Origin of the sequence: Methylobacter svalbardensis (genome assembly GCF_037671525.1) — a bacterium.
GTDB lineage: Bacteria > Pseudomonadota > Gammaproteobacteria > Methylococcales > Methylomonadaceae > Methylobacter_A > Methylobacter_A svalbardensis.
This window is the reverse complement of record NZ_JAWPOH010000066.1, coordinates 1-16,428: the sequence shown is the minus strand read 5'-3', so window position 1 is coordinate 16,428 and position 16,428 is coordinate 1. Positions and strand designations below refer to the sequence as shown.

18 protein-coding genes and 1 pseudogene are annotated in these 16,428 nt (G+C 46.3%); 14 read left to right on the top strand and 5 right to left on the bottom strand.

The window, feature by feature from the left end; translation table 11 throughout:
* Nucleotides 1-221 precede the first annotated feature (221 nt).
* The 3 genes from RW114_RS17230 (at nucleotide 222) to RW114_RS17220 (ending at nucleotide 2,538) form a co-directional block, all read left to right on the top strand.
* Nucleotides 222-1,097: a YecA family protein gene (locus RW114_RS17230; protein ID WP_340123998.1), complete on the top strand. Its 876-nt coding sequence runs from the start codon at nucleotides 222-224 to the stop codon at nucleotides 1,095-1,097.
* 189 nt (nucleotides 1,098-1,286) lie between these two features.
* Nucleotides 1,287-1,481: a hypothetical protein gene (locus tag RW114_RS17225; RefSeq protein WP_340123997.1), complete on the top strand. Its 195-nt coding sequence runs from the start codon at nucleotides 1,287-1,289 to the stop codon at nucleotides 1,479-1,481.
* Nucleotides 1,482-1,772: 291 nt separating this feature from the next.
* Nucleotides 1,773-2,538, top strand: a protein-coding gene (locus tag RW114_RS17220) for an IS1 family transposase (protein ID WP_422614833.1) whose coding sequence is annotated in 2 segments (ribosomal slippage) — nucleotides 1,773-2,035 and nucleotides 2,034-2,538 — 768 coding nt in all. Because the reading frame shifts where the segments join, the coding sequence is not laid out codon by codon here.
* Between the two features lie 382 nt (nucleotides 2,539-2,920).
* Here RW114_RS17220 and RW114_RS17215 read toward each other — a convergent pair.
* On the bottom strand, nucleotides 2,921-3,076 hold the full coding sequence (locus RW114_RS17215; RefSeq protein WP_340123996.1) for a hypothetical protein: 156 nt from the start codon (nucleotides 3,074-3,076) through the stop codon (nucleotides 2,921-2,923).
* Nucleotides 3,077-3,687: 611 nt separating this feature from the next.
* Here RW114_RS17215 and RW114_RS17210 point away from each other — a divergent pair.
* The 4 genes from RW114_RS17210 to RW114_RS17195 all read left to right on the top strand — a co-directional run bounded on the left by RW114_RS17210 (nucleotide 3,688) and on the right by RW114_RS17195 (nucleotide 6,174).
* Complete coding sequence (locus tag RW114_RS17210) at nucleotides 3,688-3,924, top strand: DUF2171 domain-containing protein (RefSeq protein WP_340123995.1); 237 nt, start codon at nucleotides 3,688-3,690, stop codon at nucleotides 3,922-3,924.
* 287 nt (nucleotides 3,925-4,211) lie between these two features.
* On the top strand, nucleotides 4,212-4,820 hold the full coding sequence (locus RW114_RS17205) for a DUF502 domain-containing protein (RefSeq protein WP_340123994.1): 609 nt from the start codon (nucleotides 4,212-4,214) through the stop codon (nucleotides 4,818-4,820).
* 87 nt (nucleotides 4,821-4,907) lie between these two features.
* Nucleotides 4,908-5,144 (top strand): DUF2789 domain-containing protein, encoded by a 237-nt coding sequence (locus RW114_RS17200; protein WP_340123993.1) that lies wholly within the window; start codon nucleotides 4,908-4,910, stop codon nucleotides 5,142-5,144.
* A 127-nt stretch (nucleotides 5,145-5,271) separates the two neighbouring features.
* Complete coding sequence (locus tag RW114_RS17195; protein WP_340123992.1) at nucleotides 5,272-6,174, top strand: cation diffusion facilitator family transporter; 903 nt, start codon at nucleotides 5,272-5,274, stop codon at nucleotides 6,172-6,174.
* Nucleotide 6,175: 1 nt separating this feature from the next.
* Here RW114_RS17195 and RW114_RS17190 read toward each other — a convergent pair whose 3' ends face one another.
* From RW114_RS17190 to RW114_RS17175, 4 genes are all read right to left on the bottom strand, one after another.
* Nucleotides 6,176-7,228, bottom strand: a complete 1,053-nt coding sequence (locus RW114_RS17190; RefSeq protein ID WP_340123991.1) for an AI-2E family transporter — start codon at nucleotides 7,226-7,228, stop codon at nucleotides 6,176-6,178.
* A gap of 178 nt (nucleotides 7,229-7,406) precedes the next feature.
* Complete coding sequence (locus tag RW114_RS17185) at nucleotides 7,407-9,521, bottom strand: catalase (RefSeq protein WP_340123990.1); 2,115 nt, start codon at nucleotides 9,519-9,521, stop codon at nucleotides 7,407-7,409.
* 235 nt (nucleotides 9,522-9,756) lie between these two features.
* The gene (locus RW114_RS17180) at nucleotides 9,757-10,083 is read right to left on the bottom strand and encodes a four-helix bundle copper-binding protein (RefSeq protein ID WP_340123989.1); all 327 of its coding nucleotides are present in this window, start codon (nucleotides 10,081-10,083) and stop codon (nucleotides 9,757-9,759) included.
* Nucleotides 10,084-10,272: 189 nt separating this feature from the next.
* A complete protein-coding gene (locus RW114_RS17175; RefSeq protein ID WP_340123988.1) occupies nucleotides 10,273-11,598 on the bottom strand; it encodes a PQQ-dependent sugar dehydrogenase in 1,326 nt (441 codons plus the stop codon).
* Nucleotides 11,599-11,790: 192 nt separating this feature from the next.
* On the opposite strand from RW114_RS17175, the gene RW114_RS17170 reads away from it, so the two are divergent.
* From RW114_RS17170 to RW114_RS17140, 7 genes and pseudogenes are all read left to right on the top strand, one after another.
* Nucleotides 11,791-12,036 carry a hypothetical protein gene (locus tag RW114_RS17170; protein WP_340123987.1) on the top strand — a complete coding sequence of 82 codons (246 nt, stop codon included), beginning with the start codon at nucleotides 11,791-11,793 and terminating at the stop codon, nucleotides 12,034-12,036.
* Nucleotides 12,037-12,232: 196 nt separating this feature from the next.
* Entirely contained in the window at nucleotides 12,233-12,409 is a 177-nt protein-coding gene (locus tag RW114_RS17165) for a CsbD family protein (RefSeq protein ID WP_340123986.1), read from the top strand.
* A gap of 96 nt (nucleotides 12,410-12,505) precedes the next feature.
* Nucleotides 12,506-12,784: a CsbD family protein gene (locus RW114_RS17160; protein WP_340123985.1), complete on the top strand. Its 279-nt coding sequence runs from the start codon at nucleotides 12,506-12,508 to the stop codon at nucleotides 12,782-12,784.
* Nucleotides 12,785-12,792: 8 nt separating this feature from the next.
* Nucleotides 12,793-13,197, top strand: coding sequence for a small metal-binding protein SmbP (smbP, locus tag RW114_RS17155; RefSeq protein WP_340123984.1), 405 nt, complete (start codon nucleotides 12,793-12,795; stop codon nucleotides 13,195-13,197).
* A 156-nt stretch (nucleotides 13,198-13,353) separates the two neighbouring features.
* Nucleotides 13,354-14,035: pseudogene (locus tag RW114_RS17150) on the top strand (IS6 family transposase).
* Between the two features lie 103 nt (nucleotides 14,036-14,138).
* Nucleotides 14,139-16,001, top strand: coding sequence for an AsmA family protein (locus RW114_RS17145; RefSeq protein ID WP_340123983.1), 1,863 nt, complete (start codon nucleotides 14,139-14,141; stop codon nucleotides 15,999-16,001).
* Between the two features lie 6 nt (nucleotides 16,002-16,007).
* Nucleotides 16,008-16,214, top strand: coding sequence for a cation diffusion facilitator family transporter (locus RW114_RS17140; protein WP_340123982.1), 207 nt, complete (start codon nucleotides 16,008-16,010; stop codon nucleotides 16,212-16,214).
* The last annotated feature ends 214 nt before the right edge of the window (nucleotides 16,215-16,428 follow it).

The window sequence follows — 16,428 nt, the reverse complement described above, 5'->3', positions numbered from 1 at the left end:
TGAGGTCGTTTTATTCGTATAATCAGTGGCTTATAGGCTAGCATTATACAGTAAAACAAGGCTTCGTTCGACAATAAGTTATTGTTTTTTAATGGGTAAATGAATTATTTGGGGATGCATTGACGTGCATTAAGAGTTGCTAAAAATTTTCGAAATTTTTTCCACTTTCTAAAATTCTTGCTCCTGAAAAACTGGGAAACTTCAGTGACTGTATTCAATGTATGAAAAAGCTCGGGCGTAACGATCCCTGTCCCCGTGGCAGCGGCAAAAAGTATAAACAGTGCTGCTTGAAGTCAGAGCATATCCCGAAGGACAGCGATCGCTCCGAAGCGGTTCCCAAGGCGATACGGTGGCTCTTCACGAAATATGGCCAACTAGCGCGTGAAGCGCTCCATGAAGGTTTTTTCGGCGGACTCGACGACGATGACTATGCAATGCTCGAGGATTTACCCGGCGATTCCTATGAAGGCATTATGATCAATGCCATGGAATGGTTCCTGGCGGATGGCGTTATGACCCTCAAGGGACAGGATCATCGAGTTGCGGACTTGCTACTCGGCCGGGGTGGTCCACTCTTCTCCGCCGAACAGCGGCAATGGCTAGAACTGCTGACAGCCATGCCGCTCAGGCTCTACGAAATTATCACTGTGATACCGGGCGAATCCATGACAGTAAGAGATGTACTGCTGCCTGAACGCCCGCCTGTTGTCATCAGGGAAAAATCCGGATCACGGCAAGCGAACCCCTACGACCTCATGGCAGCACGCATCCTGCCGGTTGGAAATCATTTCGAACTGTCCGGAGCTGTGTACGCTTTCCCCCGCAACCGAAGCTGGGACTTGTTAGAAGAACTCCGGGATGAACTGGAAGGTGTCGAGCCTGATTCATCTCTCGCCAAGGAAGTCACCAGTGTCATTATCCCGTATTACTGGCTCGAGTTATTTTTAGAATTCTTTGAAATGCCACAATTGATTGATCATGTGACGGGCGAACCGCTGTTGTTCATGACCGATCATTACCAGGTTCGGGACTGGGACGCTCTGGATCAGGCCCTGTCCGGTGAAGCGGATATTGAAGGTAGTCGCGCGGAGGGGTGAGGACGTATTTTTAAAGGGACGGATGGTCTGATACGCCGGAGCATCGGCATTGATGCGGGCAAACGTCCGAATCGAATCAAAGTATCTTATCGCACTCAAAAGTATGCGGACGAAGGCCGACCTTGGTTCGAAGCAGTCGCAGGCAAAGTCGTCGCCTTTGTCAGCCGGGAAATTTCCGATCCGAAAGGGATGCTCGCTAATTTGCAGCCCAATGAGACCAAGGAAACATCGGCTCCGGAAACACTGCCGCCAGAGATGCTGACCGAGATCATTGAGAAGAGCATTCGGCAGCTTTATGCGGACTGGGCTGACAAGCCATTACCGATACTGGGCGATAGAACGCCGCGTGAGGCGATTGAAACGCAGAAGGATTGGAACAGGTAAAATTCTTGCTGCATACCTACGAAAATGGCGAAGCTCAGCAGGCCAAAGCTCAACACCGCGCACCGGTTTCCTATGAATTTCTCTGGCAGTCGGTAGGGATGACACCGTAGGTAAACCATCTCCAATAATGGATATCTATAAGCGTTTGCTAATTTTTACCTTTTCGAGAATATGCGGAGCTCAGCACATTCGAGGGGATGGGCAATAATAGCCAATTTATCGCTATTCCAAAACAACTCAACCCAAAAAGGGTAATGGGTTAAATCTGTAGTTTGTTGTATTATTAGCCGCATGACATGCTATCAAGAAATCGTCTGCCCCGAGTGTGGCAGCAACCAAATTACAAAGTCCGGCCGTACTGAGCAAGGAACACAACGTTACCGATGCCATATTGAGGGTTGTTCAATCAAGACATTCCTTCTTGATTATCGCTATAAAGCCTATGTGCCTGGTGTCAAACGCCAAGTGGTAGAGATGGCGATCAATGGCAGCGGTATTCGTGATACTGGGCGGGTGTTGGGGATTAACAAAAACACCGTCATCAGCACGCTAAAAAAAGCAAACCATACTTACACAGGTAAACCCTATTGTTAATACACTGGCTGCGTCACATGGCATGGAAGTTAGGTTGGAAGCCTTCTGTGAAGCCGAAATAGACGAACAGTGGTCTTATGTGGGCAAGAAATCGGAGCAGCGTTGGCTGTGGTACGCAATTGATCATGTGACCAGCACAATACTGGCGTATGTCTTTGGTAGACGTAAAGATGAGGTCTTCAAGCAACTGAAGTCATTGCTTCAACCGTTCAACATTACCCGTTATTACACCGATGATTGGGGTGCCTACGAGCGCCATTTAGACACTGCCAAACATCAGATTGGCAAGCGGAACACTCAGAAAATTGAACGCAAAAACTTGAATCTACGAACTTGGATCAAGCGTTTGACAAGGAAAACCATCTGCTTTTCCAAGTCGGCTTTGATGCATGATACGGTCATTGGACTGCTTATCAATAAGGTAGAGTTTGGCGTCGATATTCATGCCAAGTTACAGGTTTGACCCACTACCATCAAAGGCTATATCTAACTTAAGCTTAGCGACATCGACACCAATCATCTTGAATTTGATAGCATTATTTACCATGAGTAATCACCTTGAGTTTACATTCTCATTCTTGTATATACGGAATCACCGAGGTGTTCCAGACAACTGTTCGAGATAATCATAAAGTGTGGTGAGGCGACCCTCGCTCCTAGACGGTTTTATTATGAACCAAGGCTGTATCGGTCTACCTCACCTTTTTTATCAGAACTCCTATTCTAATAAAAACTGGTTTAGTTGCTTCTTTTGAATCATACAAGGCTGTTCGGGAACTAACACGTCTGTCAGCGACTATCAATATGGGGGCCGGGGGCAGGGCAATCGCACTATGTTGTTCCCGTCAGCAACTGCTGACGATACTGATAATTAGCCATCGCCTTGTTGCGATGCCGTCGAACACTACGCTTGCGTGAGTTTGTATATGTTCGGAGTAGACGCCCGGCAAGTCGTGTCTGCATCCAGGTTCGTCAGCGGCTGAGATATTAGGAAGTGTCATGATGAGTCTCCATAGATTTAAGTTTGAGAAATTGTTGTACGATTAGTCGCCACGCATCTGTACGCCAACGGACATAACGGTGAAAAGTCGCCAAAGTCACTCCTCTTGAATGGGCTGATGAAGGGGATGCCGTGGGACCATGTGGTCGTCAGTAATTTTAAAGCTATCTGGCCCGCCACCTATCATGAGGTATCAGGCCGCTATGCTCAGGAATATAGGGATAATTTTTCCTATCTGTTGAATCGACGCTTTTGGGGAAATCAAGCTCCTCACCACCCCGCTGAAAATATGCATCGGTCATCCGCCATTTTTCTATAACCTGTGGTAACTTCATGCCATGTAAATTATTAATGACAAACAATTTGGGAGCTATTAGCTATTTGCAATGTGCTCAGCCGTACAGACCGATTTTAGTCATGCGTGTATATTAAAAACACAGGCAAGGGATTTAATGGGGGGCATACAGTGGAGTCATTCTTTAAGAATAAAGCGATTAACGCGTTAAAGTCCGAAAAATAGGTAATACTCTCAAACCTTGCCTGAGTTAACCGACTAAGAATTATCAATCAAACTCGCTCAGACTTTCAGACTGAGCCAGCCGGAGAAAAATTATGATTAATACCGACCAAATAAAGCCTGATATGCCTGTTGTCTGCTCGCAAGACGGCCAGTTTGCCACTGTAGACCATATGGAGGGCTCGAATACCATCAAGCTGAAGAAAGATAAGACCGGTCAGCACCATTACATTCCGGTAAGTTGGGTAACCTCAACCGAGGGCGGCAAAGTTAAAGTAGATCGTCCAGGAGACCAGGCGATGGAGGAGTGGTCGACAAGTCCGCCAATTTAATAGGCGAATGACTTCATGCGATAATAGAGGCAAGGGAGATAGTGGCTTTTCGCTTTTGATGAGAAGTTGAGTTCTATAAACGACAAGCACAACAACTTTGGCAATGCTTACTGTATACGGTAGAGAGTCTGTGGCTTTTGTTACGGATGGAAGGGATACATATAAAGCACACTAAAGTTCTATGAGTGTGTTGCGAAAGCTTTGTGGTTAAATTTGTTATATAAAGCATAATTCTTTTATTTTAAATTATTATTTAGCATATGAATCACGATAATTGGACATTAAAAATGAAGCCCATCAGTAAAACCTTTTTCAAAGGGCTAATCGCTATTATCCCCTTTACCCTCACCCTTTATTTGCTCTTTTGGTTTGCCGACATTGCAGAATTGGTGTTGGGAAATATCTTCAAGTTTTTCTTCCCCGATAGCTGGTACATAAAAGGCTTGGGTTTTATGTTAGGACTGCCTGTAATATATTTTTTCGGAGGCTTTCTGGAGTCTCGAACTTTCCGCAGTCTGTTCGATAATTTTGAAGAACTCGTACTCCAGATTCCCGTTATTAAAAGCGTGTATACAGCAATACGCGATTTTAGTTCTCTTTTTTCCAGCGAAAACAGAGGGAAATTTAAACAGGTAGTTCTGGTAAATGTTCCCCCCGGCAATGGTCAACAAATAGGTTTTATTACCGTTTCGGATTTTGAAGAAGTTTTACATACTTTTATTGCCGATGACCAGATTGCCGTATATTTGCCATTCAGTTATGCGATAGGTGGCAACACAGTCATTATGTCACGGGAAAATGTAACAGAAATAGATATGTCTGTTGAGGATGCTCTGCGTTTTATCGCAACAGCGGGCGTTGTTGGCAATGTTAATGATGACAAAAGTAATCGTTGAAGCGTTTGAATTTCACTAAAATGAAAAAATACGCCGAGGTCAAATCCGGCCTTTGCATAAAGCTTTAATAGTTTCCGGGGATTCCAAATGGGTACTTCAATACACACTATGCAGACGTTATTTTGTCAATTAGGTATGGCAGGCGACAAGGATCAGATTAATACTTTTATTGAAAAACACAGACCATTACCCCGTTTTGTTGCCTTATCTGAGGCAGCTTTCTGGAACGGAGCACAAGCTGCGTTTCTGGCTGAAGCGGTAGCAGAGGATTCGGATTGGTGCGAGCTCGTGGATGAATTGGATTGTTTGTTGAGAGAAAATTAAGCGGGTAAGTATTATTCAAGTTAAAAATTTCGATGAGTTTAGATTATATCCTTGATAACACTTTCCTGTTTCTTTGAACTCGTAGTAAAGCAATTTTTATTCCAATCTAGCTTGGTCAAAATCATCCATGCCATCTCCCAACCTGACGATCGCTATTCTCTATGCCTTTGCGGCTAATTTAGGTATCGCGGCAGCGAAAACCGGTGCAGCTTTCTGGACCGGTTCAGGCTCTCTATTAGCCGAAGCGATTCACTCGTTTGCCGATTGTGGCAATCAGGTCTTACTGTTTATCGGGATGAAACGCTCTGAAAAAGAAGCGACCCGCAAGCATCCCATGGGTTTCGGGCGAGAATCTTATATCTGGTCCATGATGGTGGCTTTCATATTATTTTCCGTGGGTGGCGTAATTTCCATTTATGAAGGCTGGCAGCGATATTCTCACCCCCACACCGTGGAAAATGAGGGTATTGCAGTGCTCGTCTTGCTGATTGCGTTGGGCTTGGAATATTTTTCCTTAAAAGGGGCGCTGGCGGCAATACAACAGGAGAAAGGCACGCGCTCGCTATGGCAATGGTTTAAAGAGACTCAGTCCAGCGAACTGATGGTGGTTACCGGTGAAGACGTGGCAGCCTTGGCAGGACTCGGGATTGCGCTGGTAATGCTGGGTCTGACCATGATTACCGGCAATACCGCCTATGATGCGGCAGGTTCGATTTTAATCGGAATTTTATTGATTACCGTTGCCGTCGTGGTGGGTACACAAGTCCATTCATTGCTGCTCGGTGAGGCGGCTGAAGATATCAGTGATAACGTACAGCACTATCTGGAGAGCCAGCCCTGTGTGTTACAGGTGCTGAATGTGTGGGCGATCAATCACGGCAATAATGTCATGGTTACCATTAAAGCCGAGCTCCAACCCGATATGACAGTTATGAATGCAGTTGATGAAATCAATGCTATGGAACGGCAAATCAAGCAAACGCATACGCGGGTTAAATGGATATTCTTTGAGATTGATAACGCTGATTAAGTTATTTTCGTTTACTTGCCTGGCTTTCTTGTCCCATTAGGTCCCAACAAGTAATGAATAAAGCGGCAATGATGGGGCCTAGTACAAATCCTGTTAAGGAAAACCAGGTTAATCCACCCAGAGTGGATACCAATACCAGATAATCTGACATTTTACTGTCTTTACCTATCAGCCGTGGCCTCAGAAAATTATCAATCATACCAATGACTAAAATACCGATTGCCAAAACGATAGCTGCTTTTAAAGTTTGTCCTTGTAAAAATAGTATTATCGCAGCGGGACCCCAAATTAGCGTGCTGCCTATCGGTAATAAAGATAAAACTATCATTAACATACCCCATAAAAAAGCGGCGGGAATGCCTACAAACCAAAATAAAAATCCCCCGATACTGCCTTGAATAACAGCGACGATCAAACCGCCTTTAACAGTCGCTCTGGCTACGCTGGTGAAACGCTCAAATAATTCTGTTTCGATCCCGTCACCTATTGGAATCAGAGAGATGAGTTTCCTTATCAATTGCTGGCCATCCCGAAATAGAAAAAACAGGATATAGAAAGTCAAGGCAAATTGAACGATAAGATTTAACAGGTTCTGGGTCAATGCGGGGACTTGCTGGGCTATATATTTTACGGCTTCTGCAAAGGCATTCCCTACTGAAGCGCTTATCTGGTCAACGGTTAATGCCTGCATATGTGAAAGCTTATTGAACTTAGGCAAAAGAAGCTTGAGAGTCTTTTGAAAATAGACTTGGGGATTTATTTCCCCACTTGCAATTTTTATATAATAGTTGGTACTTTCCTCCGTTATCATCAAGGTTATGGTCAACAAAGGGATCACAAAAACCAGGATAATCATCATCATGGTCAAAAACAAGGCTAGTATTTCCGAATTTTTAAAATATTGCTTAAATCGCTGATAAACAGGATCAAAAACTACTGCCAGAATGATGGCCCAAAAACAGGCTAATAAAAAATCCTTAATCAATAAGAAAAAAGACACTGTCACTAACAAAACAAAGGTCAGAAAAAGAATATAAGGGGTATTTTTTTGCATGGAAAACAGGTTTAAGGAAATGAATCGATTTGGCATCCTATCATAGCGATGATGAGTTTCCGAAACTGGTGGAATCCAGAGTGAATGCTATAAATCCGCCTTTATCAACTCAGGCGTAATAATGATATTACGCCTGGAATTAAAAGGGGTTTGACGCCCAAGAGCAATGGCATCCTTATCAAGCGAGTGTTCTGATGTTCGCTTCCCGCTCCCACTGACGTGTCTTGGCTGCGGCAATAAAGCGATCCAGGGTATCGATGGCAATCACACCGGCGTCTCGCTCGAAAGCCGCTATTTTCAGTAAGGCTTCGCCGCCTTTATCAACACCGATCGCTTTCAGATGACCGAAGGCGTCGCGTACGAAATCGATGGCGGCGGCTTCCTTGCCCAATAACGCGGCGGCTTGGTCGGAGAGGATGATGGCAATCGCGTCGAACATCACCGACGGCGTGCCGGCCAACTGGCCATCGATTTTCAAAAGTGAGCCGTCGGCGAGTTTCGCTTCGCCGATTTTCGCTGCAATAATCTTCACTTTTGCGCCTGCAACAGTGACTGCCTGCTTGACAGCGTCGATGCTTGCCGCGTCCGATCCGTCCGCAATCAATACCCCGATAGCGCGACCTTTGAGCGTATCCTTCATCTTGCCAATAAGTTGCAGCGCCGGTGATAGGTCTAACTCCTGTATCGCAATAGCTGCAACGGGTGCTTGTGGCAGCTCGCTCATACCGAGACCGGAGGCAACCCGTTGTGCGAGGTCCTCTTCGATATGGCGCAAGTGACCGACCATGGCTTCTCGGATGTGCGGATGATCGACCTTCGAGAGCTCAAATACCAAAGCGGAGGCAAGATGCGCCTGTTCGAAGGAGTTTTGGCTGCGATAAAACTGCCGAGCCTGACTGTAATGATCGGCAAAGCTCTCCGCCCGAATCCGGCCCTTTGCGCCAGTCTCGTCCACCGTCGCACTGCGAAAGCCGGTCTCCGGTTGTTCGCGTGGGGAGTCCGCTGCCAGGGTATTCGGTTCATAGGATACGCGTCCGGCCGGTTGCGCCATTTGCATATGACCGTCGCGCTGGTGATTGGCGAACGGGCACTGCGGAGCATTGACGGGTATCTGGTGAAAATTCGCCGAGCCCAAACGGGATAACTGCGTGTCCTGATATGAGAACAGGCGCCCCTGCAATAACGGATCGTTCGAGAAATCGATGCCGGGTATGACATGGGACGGGCAGAACGCCACCTGTTCAGTCTCCGCAAAAAAATTGTCCGGCCAGCGGTTGAGCACCATGCGCCCGATAACTTGCAACGGCACCCATTCTTCCGGTATCAATTTGGTTGGATCGAGATGATCGATCGGGAAGGTGTCTGCTTCTTCTTGCGAGAACAGCTGCACCGCCAATTCCCATTCCGGAAAATCGCCGGCGCTGATCGCTTCGAACAGGTCGCGGCGATGAAAGTCGGAATCGGCGCCGGCAATCTTGACCGCTTCGTCCCAGAGGGTCGATTGCAAACCGAGTTTCGGCCGCCAATGGAATTTCACGAAGGTCGATTCGCCTGCGGCATTGACCAGACGAAAGCTATGAATACCGAAGCCTTCGATCATCCGTAGCGAACGCGGCAAGGTGCGGTCGGACATGATCCACATCACCATATGCATTGCTTCCGGGGTCAGTGAAATATAGTCCCAGAAGGTATCATGCGCCGACGCCGCCTGAGGAAAGCCACGATCCGGTTCCATTTTGACGGCATGAATGAGGTCGGGAAATTTGATGGCATCCTGAATGAAGAAGACCGGGATATTATTGCCGACCAAATCCCAATTGCCCTCTTTCGTGTAAAACTTGACGGCGAAGCCTCGAACATCGCGTGGAGTATCGGCCGAACCGGACCCGCCTGCCACGGTTGAGATACGTGTGAACAGAGGCGTTTGTTCACCCACTTCGGTCAGCACTTTGGCGGTTGTGTATTTTTTCAGGGATTCGGTCAGTTCGAAAAAGCCGTGTGCGCCCGTGCCGCGGGCATGGACGATGCGTTCCGGAATCCGCTCGTGGTCGAAATGAGTGATTTTTTCACGCAGGATGAAATCTTCCAGCAGCGTCGGACCGCTCGGATGGGCTCTCAGGGAGTTCTGATTGTCGGAAATCGGCAAACCCTGATTGGTTGTCAACGCTGGCTGATCGCCATTGGCCGTCTGGTGCCACTCTCCGCCGCTGCCGACTAAAACGGCTACTTCTTCAGGTCCGGACTTTGCCGGTTTGCCCTTGACGGGTTGATCCCCTGTATTTGCTTTGGTCATCATGAATCTCCAATTGATTTTGCGCGACGGCAACTTGCCGCCGCGACGCTGTGGGTAATGAACGCGTCGCTTTACTGGAAAAGCGCTCGCAAGTTAGGGGTCCGGTAGTCGGCGGCGATTGTAGCTGCTAGTCTGTCGGCATAGGGCCTGTTGAAATTGCATTACAAAGTTGTCACGGTTAAATCCATTAGTAGTCCAGGACTTTGCGTGCATCTTAGGTGTAATAAAGCATCTTTTAGTGGCTTGCCATAGCGCGACAGCTTGCCGCGCAATCCCGGCAAGCTTTTTCGCAATCAGTCATTCCCAAGGTGGCACAGCTTTGGGCGCAGGCTTCACACACCTCAGCGCAAAGGCCGCAGTATTGTGCGGTAAATTCCGAACCGGACAGTTGCAGGTCTGCCGAAGTCTGGCAAATCTGAGCGCAGTTGATCATCAGCCGGAAATGGCTCGGTTCTACGTGCTTACCGCCGGTTTCAAGACAATGATTCATGGCGGTCTGCAAGCAAGTCTGATAGCACTTCGTGCAGGCGTCAATGCAGGATTGCATAGTATTAGCGTTCATTATTTTGCTCCTGGTTAAAATTAAAAATAGTGGTTAATTTATATTTTCTACCCTTTTATTCCATTACGGAACGGTTTCAGCTTCCCAGTTTTGATGACTTGCGTCTGTGCGTTGTCGCACAGTAAAGTTCCCTGTATCCGGGATAAAAAAAGAAGACAACCTGTTTAACTTTAAAAAATAGATGCCACCCTATTCCTCTATGGCGGGGGTCACCCGCCATATGCTGTTGCCAACGTCATCGGCGACAAGCAGTGCGCCAGCTAGATCAACGGCCACACCAACCGGACGACCCAGCGCATCACCCTGCGCACTGACAAAGCCGGTGAGTATATCCTCAGGTGTCACAGTAGGATATCCGTCGGCGAACGGCACAAAAATCACTTTGTAACCACTCCGGGGTTGACGGTTCCAGGAGCCGTGCTGACCGATAAACGCCCCTCCCATAAAGCGCTTCGGCAATAAATTGCCCGTATAGAAGACTAGCCCGAGCGAAGCTGTATGGGCGCCAAGCGCATAATCCGGCGCAATCGCTTTAGCTATCAAGTCAGGCCGTGGCGGCTTCACTCTCGTATCGGCATGCTGGCCGTAATAGCTGTAAGGCCATCCGTAGAAAGCGCCGTCTTTTATCGAGGTCATATAGTCGGGCACCAAGTCACTGCCGATCTCATCGCGTTCGTTGACGGTAGTCCAGAGTGCACCGCGCTGCGGTTGCCAGGCAAGGCCATTGGGGTTGCGCAAACCCGAGGCGAAGATGCGCAAACGGCCTGTTGCTGGATCAACTTCCCAGATGGCGGCGCGGTTGACCTCGTTTTCCACACCGTTTTCGCCGACATTGCTATTGGAGCCGACCGTGACATACAGACGCGAACCATCGCGGCTGGCGATTACATTTTTGGTCCAGTGATGGTTGATCGGGCCTGCAGGCAAATCAAGCACTTTTACACCGGGCTCATTGATCTGAGTTTCGCCGGTATGATAAGGAAAGCGCACAAGTTCATCGGTATTGGCAATATAAAAATTGTTGCCAACGAGCGCCATGCCAAAGGGGGAACTCAACCCTTTCAGGAAGACTGTTCGCGTTTCTGCGATGCCGTCGCCATTTGCATCGCGCAACAGCGTGATGCGATTAGCGCTCGGTACGCCCGCCCCCGCGCGTTTCATGACCCGCTTCATCAACCAGCCCTTAAGGCCTTTGCTATTTTCGGGCTGGGGTGGGGCATTGGTTTCGGCAACCAGTACATCGCCGTTGGGGAGCACATAGAGCCAGCGCGGGTGGTCGAGGCCGGTCGCAAAGGCGTTCACTGCAAGGCCAGCGACAGCCTTTGGCGTTATGCCTTCAGGCCAGCCTTTGGCCGGGGCTATATTGACGGTGGGGAATAGCGTGGGGTTAGGCGGCGGTAGCGTCGGATGGGGACCGACGCCCGCCTGTTCCGGCAATGTCGCCACATCGCCACAGGCGTCAATATTCAGTATTAACAGGCAGACGAGCAGGCGAAAAATGAAAGAGTGGTGCATTCGGCATCTCCAGTTGGAAGGTAAAGAGCGATTATTGAAGGCACAAATGTCACCTGAATGCATTACTTCCGAACGGGTTACGTCCATGGTGATCTATTTTTCTGCATGGATTTCTTCTTTTCGAGAGAGCCCTATATATTTTGTGTAAATGGGTTATCGGTTACCATGGATTCATGTGCTCTTTGAACTGTAATGTTAAATCTAACCCATACCTCAGACGCTGTCGGTACGTTATCGCACACACTATCATTGCCGGTAATATTCCTCAGCCCCGCCGACATCAGCAAGGTTGCCATAAATCCAATCTGTATAGACACGTTGTTATCGCAATCAGTCGGCATTCTTGAGCCGTTTTTGCATACGCGGCAGATGAAAGTTGAGGTCGGCGATATGTCGCCAATAAAGCCGCACCGTCATCAGGCAGTCGTGTCGACTTAATCCGTATCTATATCCTTGCCGCACCTGAGTGGTGTGAAATAGGTTGAGCATTTAGGAAAATCCTGAATCTATGTGCGTTTCCGCACTGAACGCGTTCAGTCTAGGATGTAGTGTTATTGTTAAGCGATGGGATACATCATTCCAGGCTGTGGTCACGACTATCCGGTCATGGCTAAATAATTATCAGGAGACACTCATGAACAAAGATCAAGTAAAAGGCCGCGTCGAAGAAGCCAAAGGCAAAGTTAAGGAAGTCACCGGCAAGGTATTGGACGACAAAGGTATGGAAGTAGAAGGAAATGTCCAAAAAAACGTCGGCAAGGGTCGGGCGGGCTTTGGCGATCTCAAGGAAGATATTAAAAAAGACAAATAAAATAGGTACTGCTGGGCTATGCAGCCGAGTCCAGACAGACTGGGCGGCTGTGCGCCGGCAACGAGATAATCACAAATACTTTTACAGGAAATAAATATGAAATTCACCAAAATGAAACTCACCGATTTAGGAGCAGTTCTTGTTTTGACATTCTGCTCGTTTGGCGTATATGCCGTAGAAAGTAAAGAGCCTACCCCTATGAACAAAGATCAAGTAGAAGGCCGAGTCGATGAAGCCAAAGGTAAAGTCAAGGAAGCCACCGGTGTGATAACAGATGACAAAGATAAGCGGGTAGAAGGAAATGTCCAAAAGAATATGGGCAAGGCCCAGAAGGGTTATGGTGATGCCAAAAAGGCTATTAAGGAAGGCAACTAAAACCAGTAATGCCAAGTTATGCAGGCAAGTCTGGACAAACTTGTCTGCTGCTCAGCCGCAACGAGACACTCTCAAATTTTTTACAGGAAATGAATATGAAGTTCACCAACAGGAAACTCATCGGTTTATTGGCAGGCTCCGTTTTGACGTTAGCCTCTTTTGGCGCTTATGCCGGGGAAAGCCACATGGCGGAGGCGATCAAGCACGCGGAGGCCGCAGCTAAAACCGACGATGGCAAGACTATCGCCGAACATGCGGAGAAAGCCAAGACCCATGCGAAAGCCGCCAATGAACACCTGGATGCAGGCATCACGAGCCTGAATGATGCTATCGATCACGGCAAGATGAAGCATGCGGATTTAGCGAAGAAGTCCGCCGAAGAAGCGGTAACGCATCTGAAAGCCGCGCAATAAACGAACATTGGTTTCGTTACCCCTCAAAGGTTGGCGGGTGCATAGCCCGCCTTTTTTTTGCCTAAAATTGCAGCAGCTTTGGTCAATAAGGATGGGGTCTGTCGCAAATTTTATCAGTTTGCGCGATAATCACCAATTTTAGCAATTGAAAAACTAATGATTAATTTTAAAGGCGCCTATTTTCCAAAAGATGTCATTCTTTACGCTGTTTTTTTCTATGTCCGTTATGGCATATCTTAACGCGATCTAGAAGAAATAATGGAGGAACGTGGCGATAATGTTGATCATGAAACCCTTAACCGTTGGGTTATCGACTATTCGCCGTTAATAGCTGAAGAGGCCAAAAAGCGTAAATGTACCGTTGCTACGTCATGGCGGATGGATGAAACCTACGTTAAAGTCAAAGGACAATGGGTTTACTTGTACCGAGCGGTCGATAAATAAGGTGAAACCGTTGATCTCATGTTGTCTAAACATCGCGACGAAATGGCCGTCACCGCGTTCTTTAAACAGGCGATCAACAACAATGGTTTCCCCCATAAAGTCGTCATGGATAAAAGCGGCGCTAACTATGCGGGCCTTGAGAATATCAATATGTTACTGATGCTGGCAGGATTGATCTGCTTTATTGAAATATACCAAGTTAAGTATTTGAACAATGTGGTCGAGCAGGATCACAGATTAATCAAGAAAATCACCCGTCCTATGAAGGGATTCAAAGTATTTCATTCAGCACGAGCGACTATCGATACCATTGAAATGGCGACATGATTCAAAAAATCAGCTGTCAGAAAGCAATATTCCGGCTTATAAGCAGTTTATGGCGTTAGCTGGATAACTGTGTCCGCAGATAAGTGCGGCTTTGCACTTTATGAATATTTGCGACAGAACCAGAGCGGGCATAAAAACTATTTAAGCGTTCCCAGGAAAATAATCAAAGAATGAAATTCAAACTGAAAACCATAATCCGTATATTTTTATTCATCCTACTAATAGGGTTCTTTGCCTCCGGAAGTCTTCTACTAAGTTTTGCCTATTCCAATAATTTCAGAGTCTGGTTTGTTGAGACTATCGTTAATACCGAAAGACTAAAACTTGATATAAAAGGCAAAACTCTCCTAGAAATCGGCCGGCAACCTGAACTGATGCTTAATAATATTTCAATCAAAAATAATGCTTGGCCGAGGTCGGAAAATGTTGCAAAAATTGATCAATTGTCATTACAAATTTCAATACCGAAACTATTTCATGGAGATATCTTCGTTAATGATTTAAGCATTAGCAAGCCGGAATTATTCTTATTCAAAAATAAGAAAGGTGATACTAACTGGAGTTTTTCTGACCGGAAAGCTGATTCAAGCGTTCTTGAGTTACCGGTTATTTTCGAGAATCTGCATATTATTTCTGGAATATTTCATTATTATGATGAAATCCGTGATATGAATTTTGAAGGGGGTATAGATTCCTTAAAAGGTTCTGGTAGCTGGCAACTGCCGATTACGATTGAGAGCAAGGGGAGTTATCAACACAAAACCCTAAATCTGCTCGCTTCTGCAGGTTCTTATTCAGAATTGCGTTCAGAAAAAAAGCCCTACCCAGTCAAGTTAAATATGGCTTTTGGCCAAACTGAAATAGCCATTCACGGCACAGTGAGCCACCCTCTTCAAGTGGCCGACCCCAAGCTTAACCTTTCAATTAAAGGCCCTAATATTGCTGAATTATTCCCCCTAACTGGCCTTCCCTTACCGCCCAGTTCAGCCTATAAAATAACGGGAAATTTAAGTCGGCAGGAAACCACTTGGCGCTTTGACCATTTTCACGGTGAAATTGGCCATAGTGATTTGCAAGGAACTGTGCAGGTCAACCCAAAACTGGAACCCTTGTATTTCAATATGGATTTGTTTGCAAAAACGCTTGATCTTTCAGATTTAAGTGGGTTTATTGGCGGCGAACCTAACCATCCAGAACAAAGTATTACGGAAGATGATTCTTTGATACCTGATCATCGTTTCGACCTAAAACAAATTCGTGCAGCCAATGGAAAGGCCCGACTTCGTGCCACGAATATTATTAACAAGGAAATCCCCATAACCAACTTTGATGGTCAATTATCACTCAACAACGGTGTTTTGAAATTCGAACCCGTCACGTTCGGGATTGACGATGGCCGAGTGAACCTTTGGATGTCAGCCTATGGATCTAAAAACCCGTCAGATGTTGACATCCAAATCCAAGTGATAGACCTATCTTTGAGCAAGCTTATCAGGAAAGTTAATGATATTCAGAAAACGTTGGGCAAAATTAACGGTAAATTGAAATTAAAAGGGTCTGGTAATACGCTTAAAGATATTCTTTCAAGCTCCAATGGAAAAGCGTATTTAGTGCAATACGATGGTAAGATTAGCGCGTTGATAGTAGAGCTGATAGGTTTAGATATTTTCCACGCTCTTGGCTACTATATTTTGGGAGATACTCAAATTCCTATTCTCTGCGCCGTTGTTGATGTCGATATTAAAGACGGGATTGCCCAGTCAAAAACTTTATTGCTTAATACCAAGGATAGTGTAGTTCATGGAAATGGCTATTTGTCATTTAAAAACGAAACCTTTGAACTTGCTATGACGCCTTATCCTCGTGATTTTAGTCCGCTTACCCTTCGTTCCACCTTAAATTTTTCCGGTACTATCATAAAACCAAAAATTTCAATTAATCCTTTGTCTACTCTCATGCTGCTACCTCCAGTTGATATAGGCGAGATTCAAAACATTGATTGCCAGAAAATAATACGACAGGCAAAGGATTAAATTTGCATGCTCTCTCAGTCCTGTGTACTACAGGTACTGAATGTGTGGGCGATCAATCACGGCAATAATGTCATGGTTAGCATTAAGGCGGAACTCCAACCCGATATGACAGTGCGTATTGCGGTGGATGAAATCAATGCTATGGAACGGCAAATCAAGCAAACGCATGCGCGGGTTAAATGGATATTCTTTGAGATTGATAACGCTGATTAAGTTATTGACGTTTACTTGCCTGGCTTTCTTGCCCCATGTTGTCCCAACAGGTAATGAATAAAGCCGCAATAATGGGGCCTAGTACTCAGTCAGTCTTGTTTTGTCGTATAAAATCCCCATAGAGTAGGTTTTTTACATTATTGGGGAACGATAGATTGGCAAAGAAATATATTGTGCGTTTAACTGAGGATGAGCGCACCTATTTGGAAAGTTT

Excerpts from the sequence above, each read along its gene's own strand:
- smbP (WP_340123984.1), top strand. The coding sequence starts at position 12,793 with ATGCCAAGTTATGCAGGCAAGTCTGGACAAACTTGTCTGCTGCTCAGC.
- RW114_RS17190 (WP_340123991.1), bottom strand. The coding sequence starts at position 7,228 with ATGCAAAAAAATACCCCTTATATTCTTTTTCTGACCTTTGTTTTGTTA.
- RW114_RS17230 (WP_340123998.1), top strand. The coding sequence starts at position 222 with ATGAAAAAGCTCGGGCGTAACGATCCCTGTCCCCGTGGCAGCGGCAAA.
- RW114_RS17180 (WP_340123989.1), bottom strand. The coding sequence starts at position 10,083 with ATGAACGCTAATACTATGCAATCCTGCATTGACGCCTGCACGAAGTGC.
- RW114_RS17145 (WP_340123983.1), top strand. The coding sequence starts at position 14,139 with ATGAAATTCAAACTGAAAACCATAATCCGTATATTTTTATTCATCCTA.
- RW114_RS17210 (WP_340123995.1), top strand. The coding sequence starts at position 3,688 with ATGATTAATACCGACCAAATAAAGCCTGATATGCCTGTTGTCTGCTCG.
- RW114_RS17200 (WP_340123993.1), top strand. The coding sequence starts at position 4,908 with ATGGGTACTTCAATACACACTATGCAGACGTTATTTTGTCAATTAGGT.
- RW114_RS17175 (WP_340123988.1), bottom strand. The coding sequence starts at position 11,598 with ATGCACCACTCTTTCATTTTTCGCCTGCTCGTCTGCCTGTTAATACTG.
- RW114_RS17160 (WP_340123985.1), top strand. The coding sequence starts at position 12,506 with ATGAAATTCACCAAAATGAAACTCACCGATTTAGGAGCAGTTCTTGTT.
- RW114_RS17225 (WP_340123997.1), top strand. The coding sequence starts at position 1,287 with ATGCTCGCTAATTTGCAGCCCAATGAGACCAAGGAAACATCGGCTCCG.
- RW114_RS17165 (WP_340123986.1), top strand. The coding sequence starts at position 12,233 with ATGAACAAAGATCAAGTAAAAGGCCGCGTCGAAGAAGCCAAAGGCAAA.
- RW114_RS17140 (WP_340123982.1), top strand. The coding sequence starts at position 16,008 with ATGCTCTCTCAGTCCTGTGTACTACAGGTACTGAATGTGTGGGCGATC.
- RW114_RS17195 (WP_340123992.1), top strand. The coding sequence starts at position 5,272 with ATGCCATCTCCCAACCTGACGATCGCTATTCTCTATGCCTTTGCGGCT.
- RW114_RS17185 (WP_340123990.1), bottom strand. The coding sequence starts at position 9,521 with ATGACCAAAGCAAATACAGGGGATCAACCCGTCAAGGGCAAACCGGCA.
- RW114_RS17170 (WP_340123987.1), top strand. The coding sequence starts at position 11,791 with ATGTTAAATCTAACCCATACCTCAGACGCTGTCGGTACGTTATCGCAC.
- RW114_RS17215 (WP_340123996.1), bottom strand. The coding sequence starts at position 3,076 with ATGACACTTCCTAATATCTCAGCCGCTGACGAACCTGGATGCAGACAC.
- RW114_RS17205 (WP_340123994.1), top strand. The coding sequence starts at position 4,212 with ATGAAGCCCATCAGTAAAACCTTTTTCAAAGGGCTAATCGCTATTATC.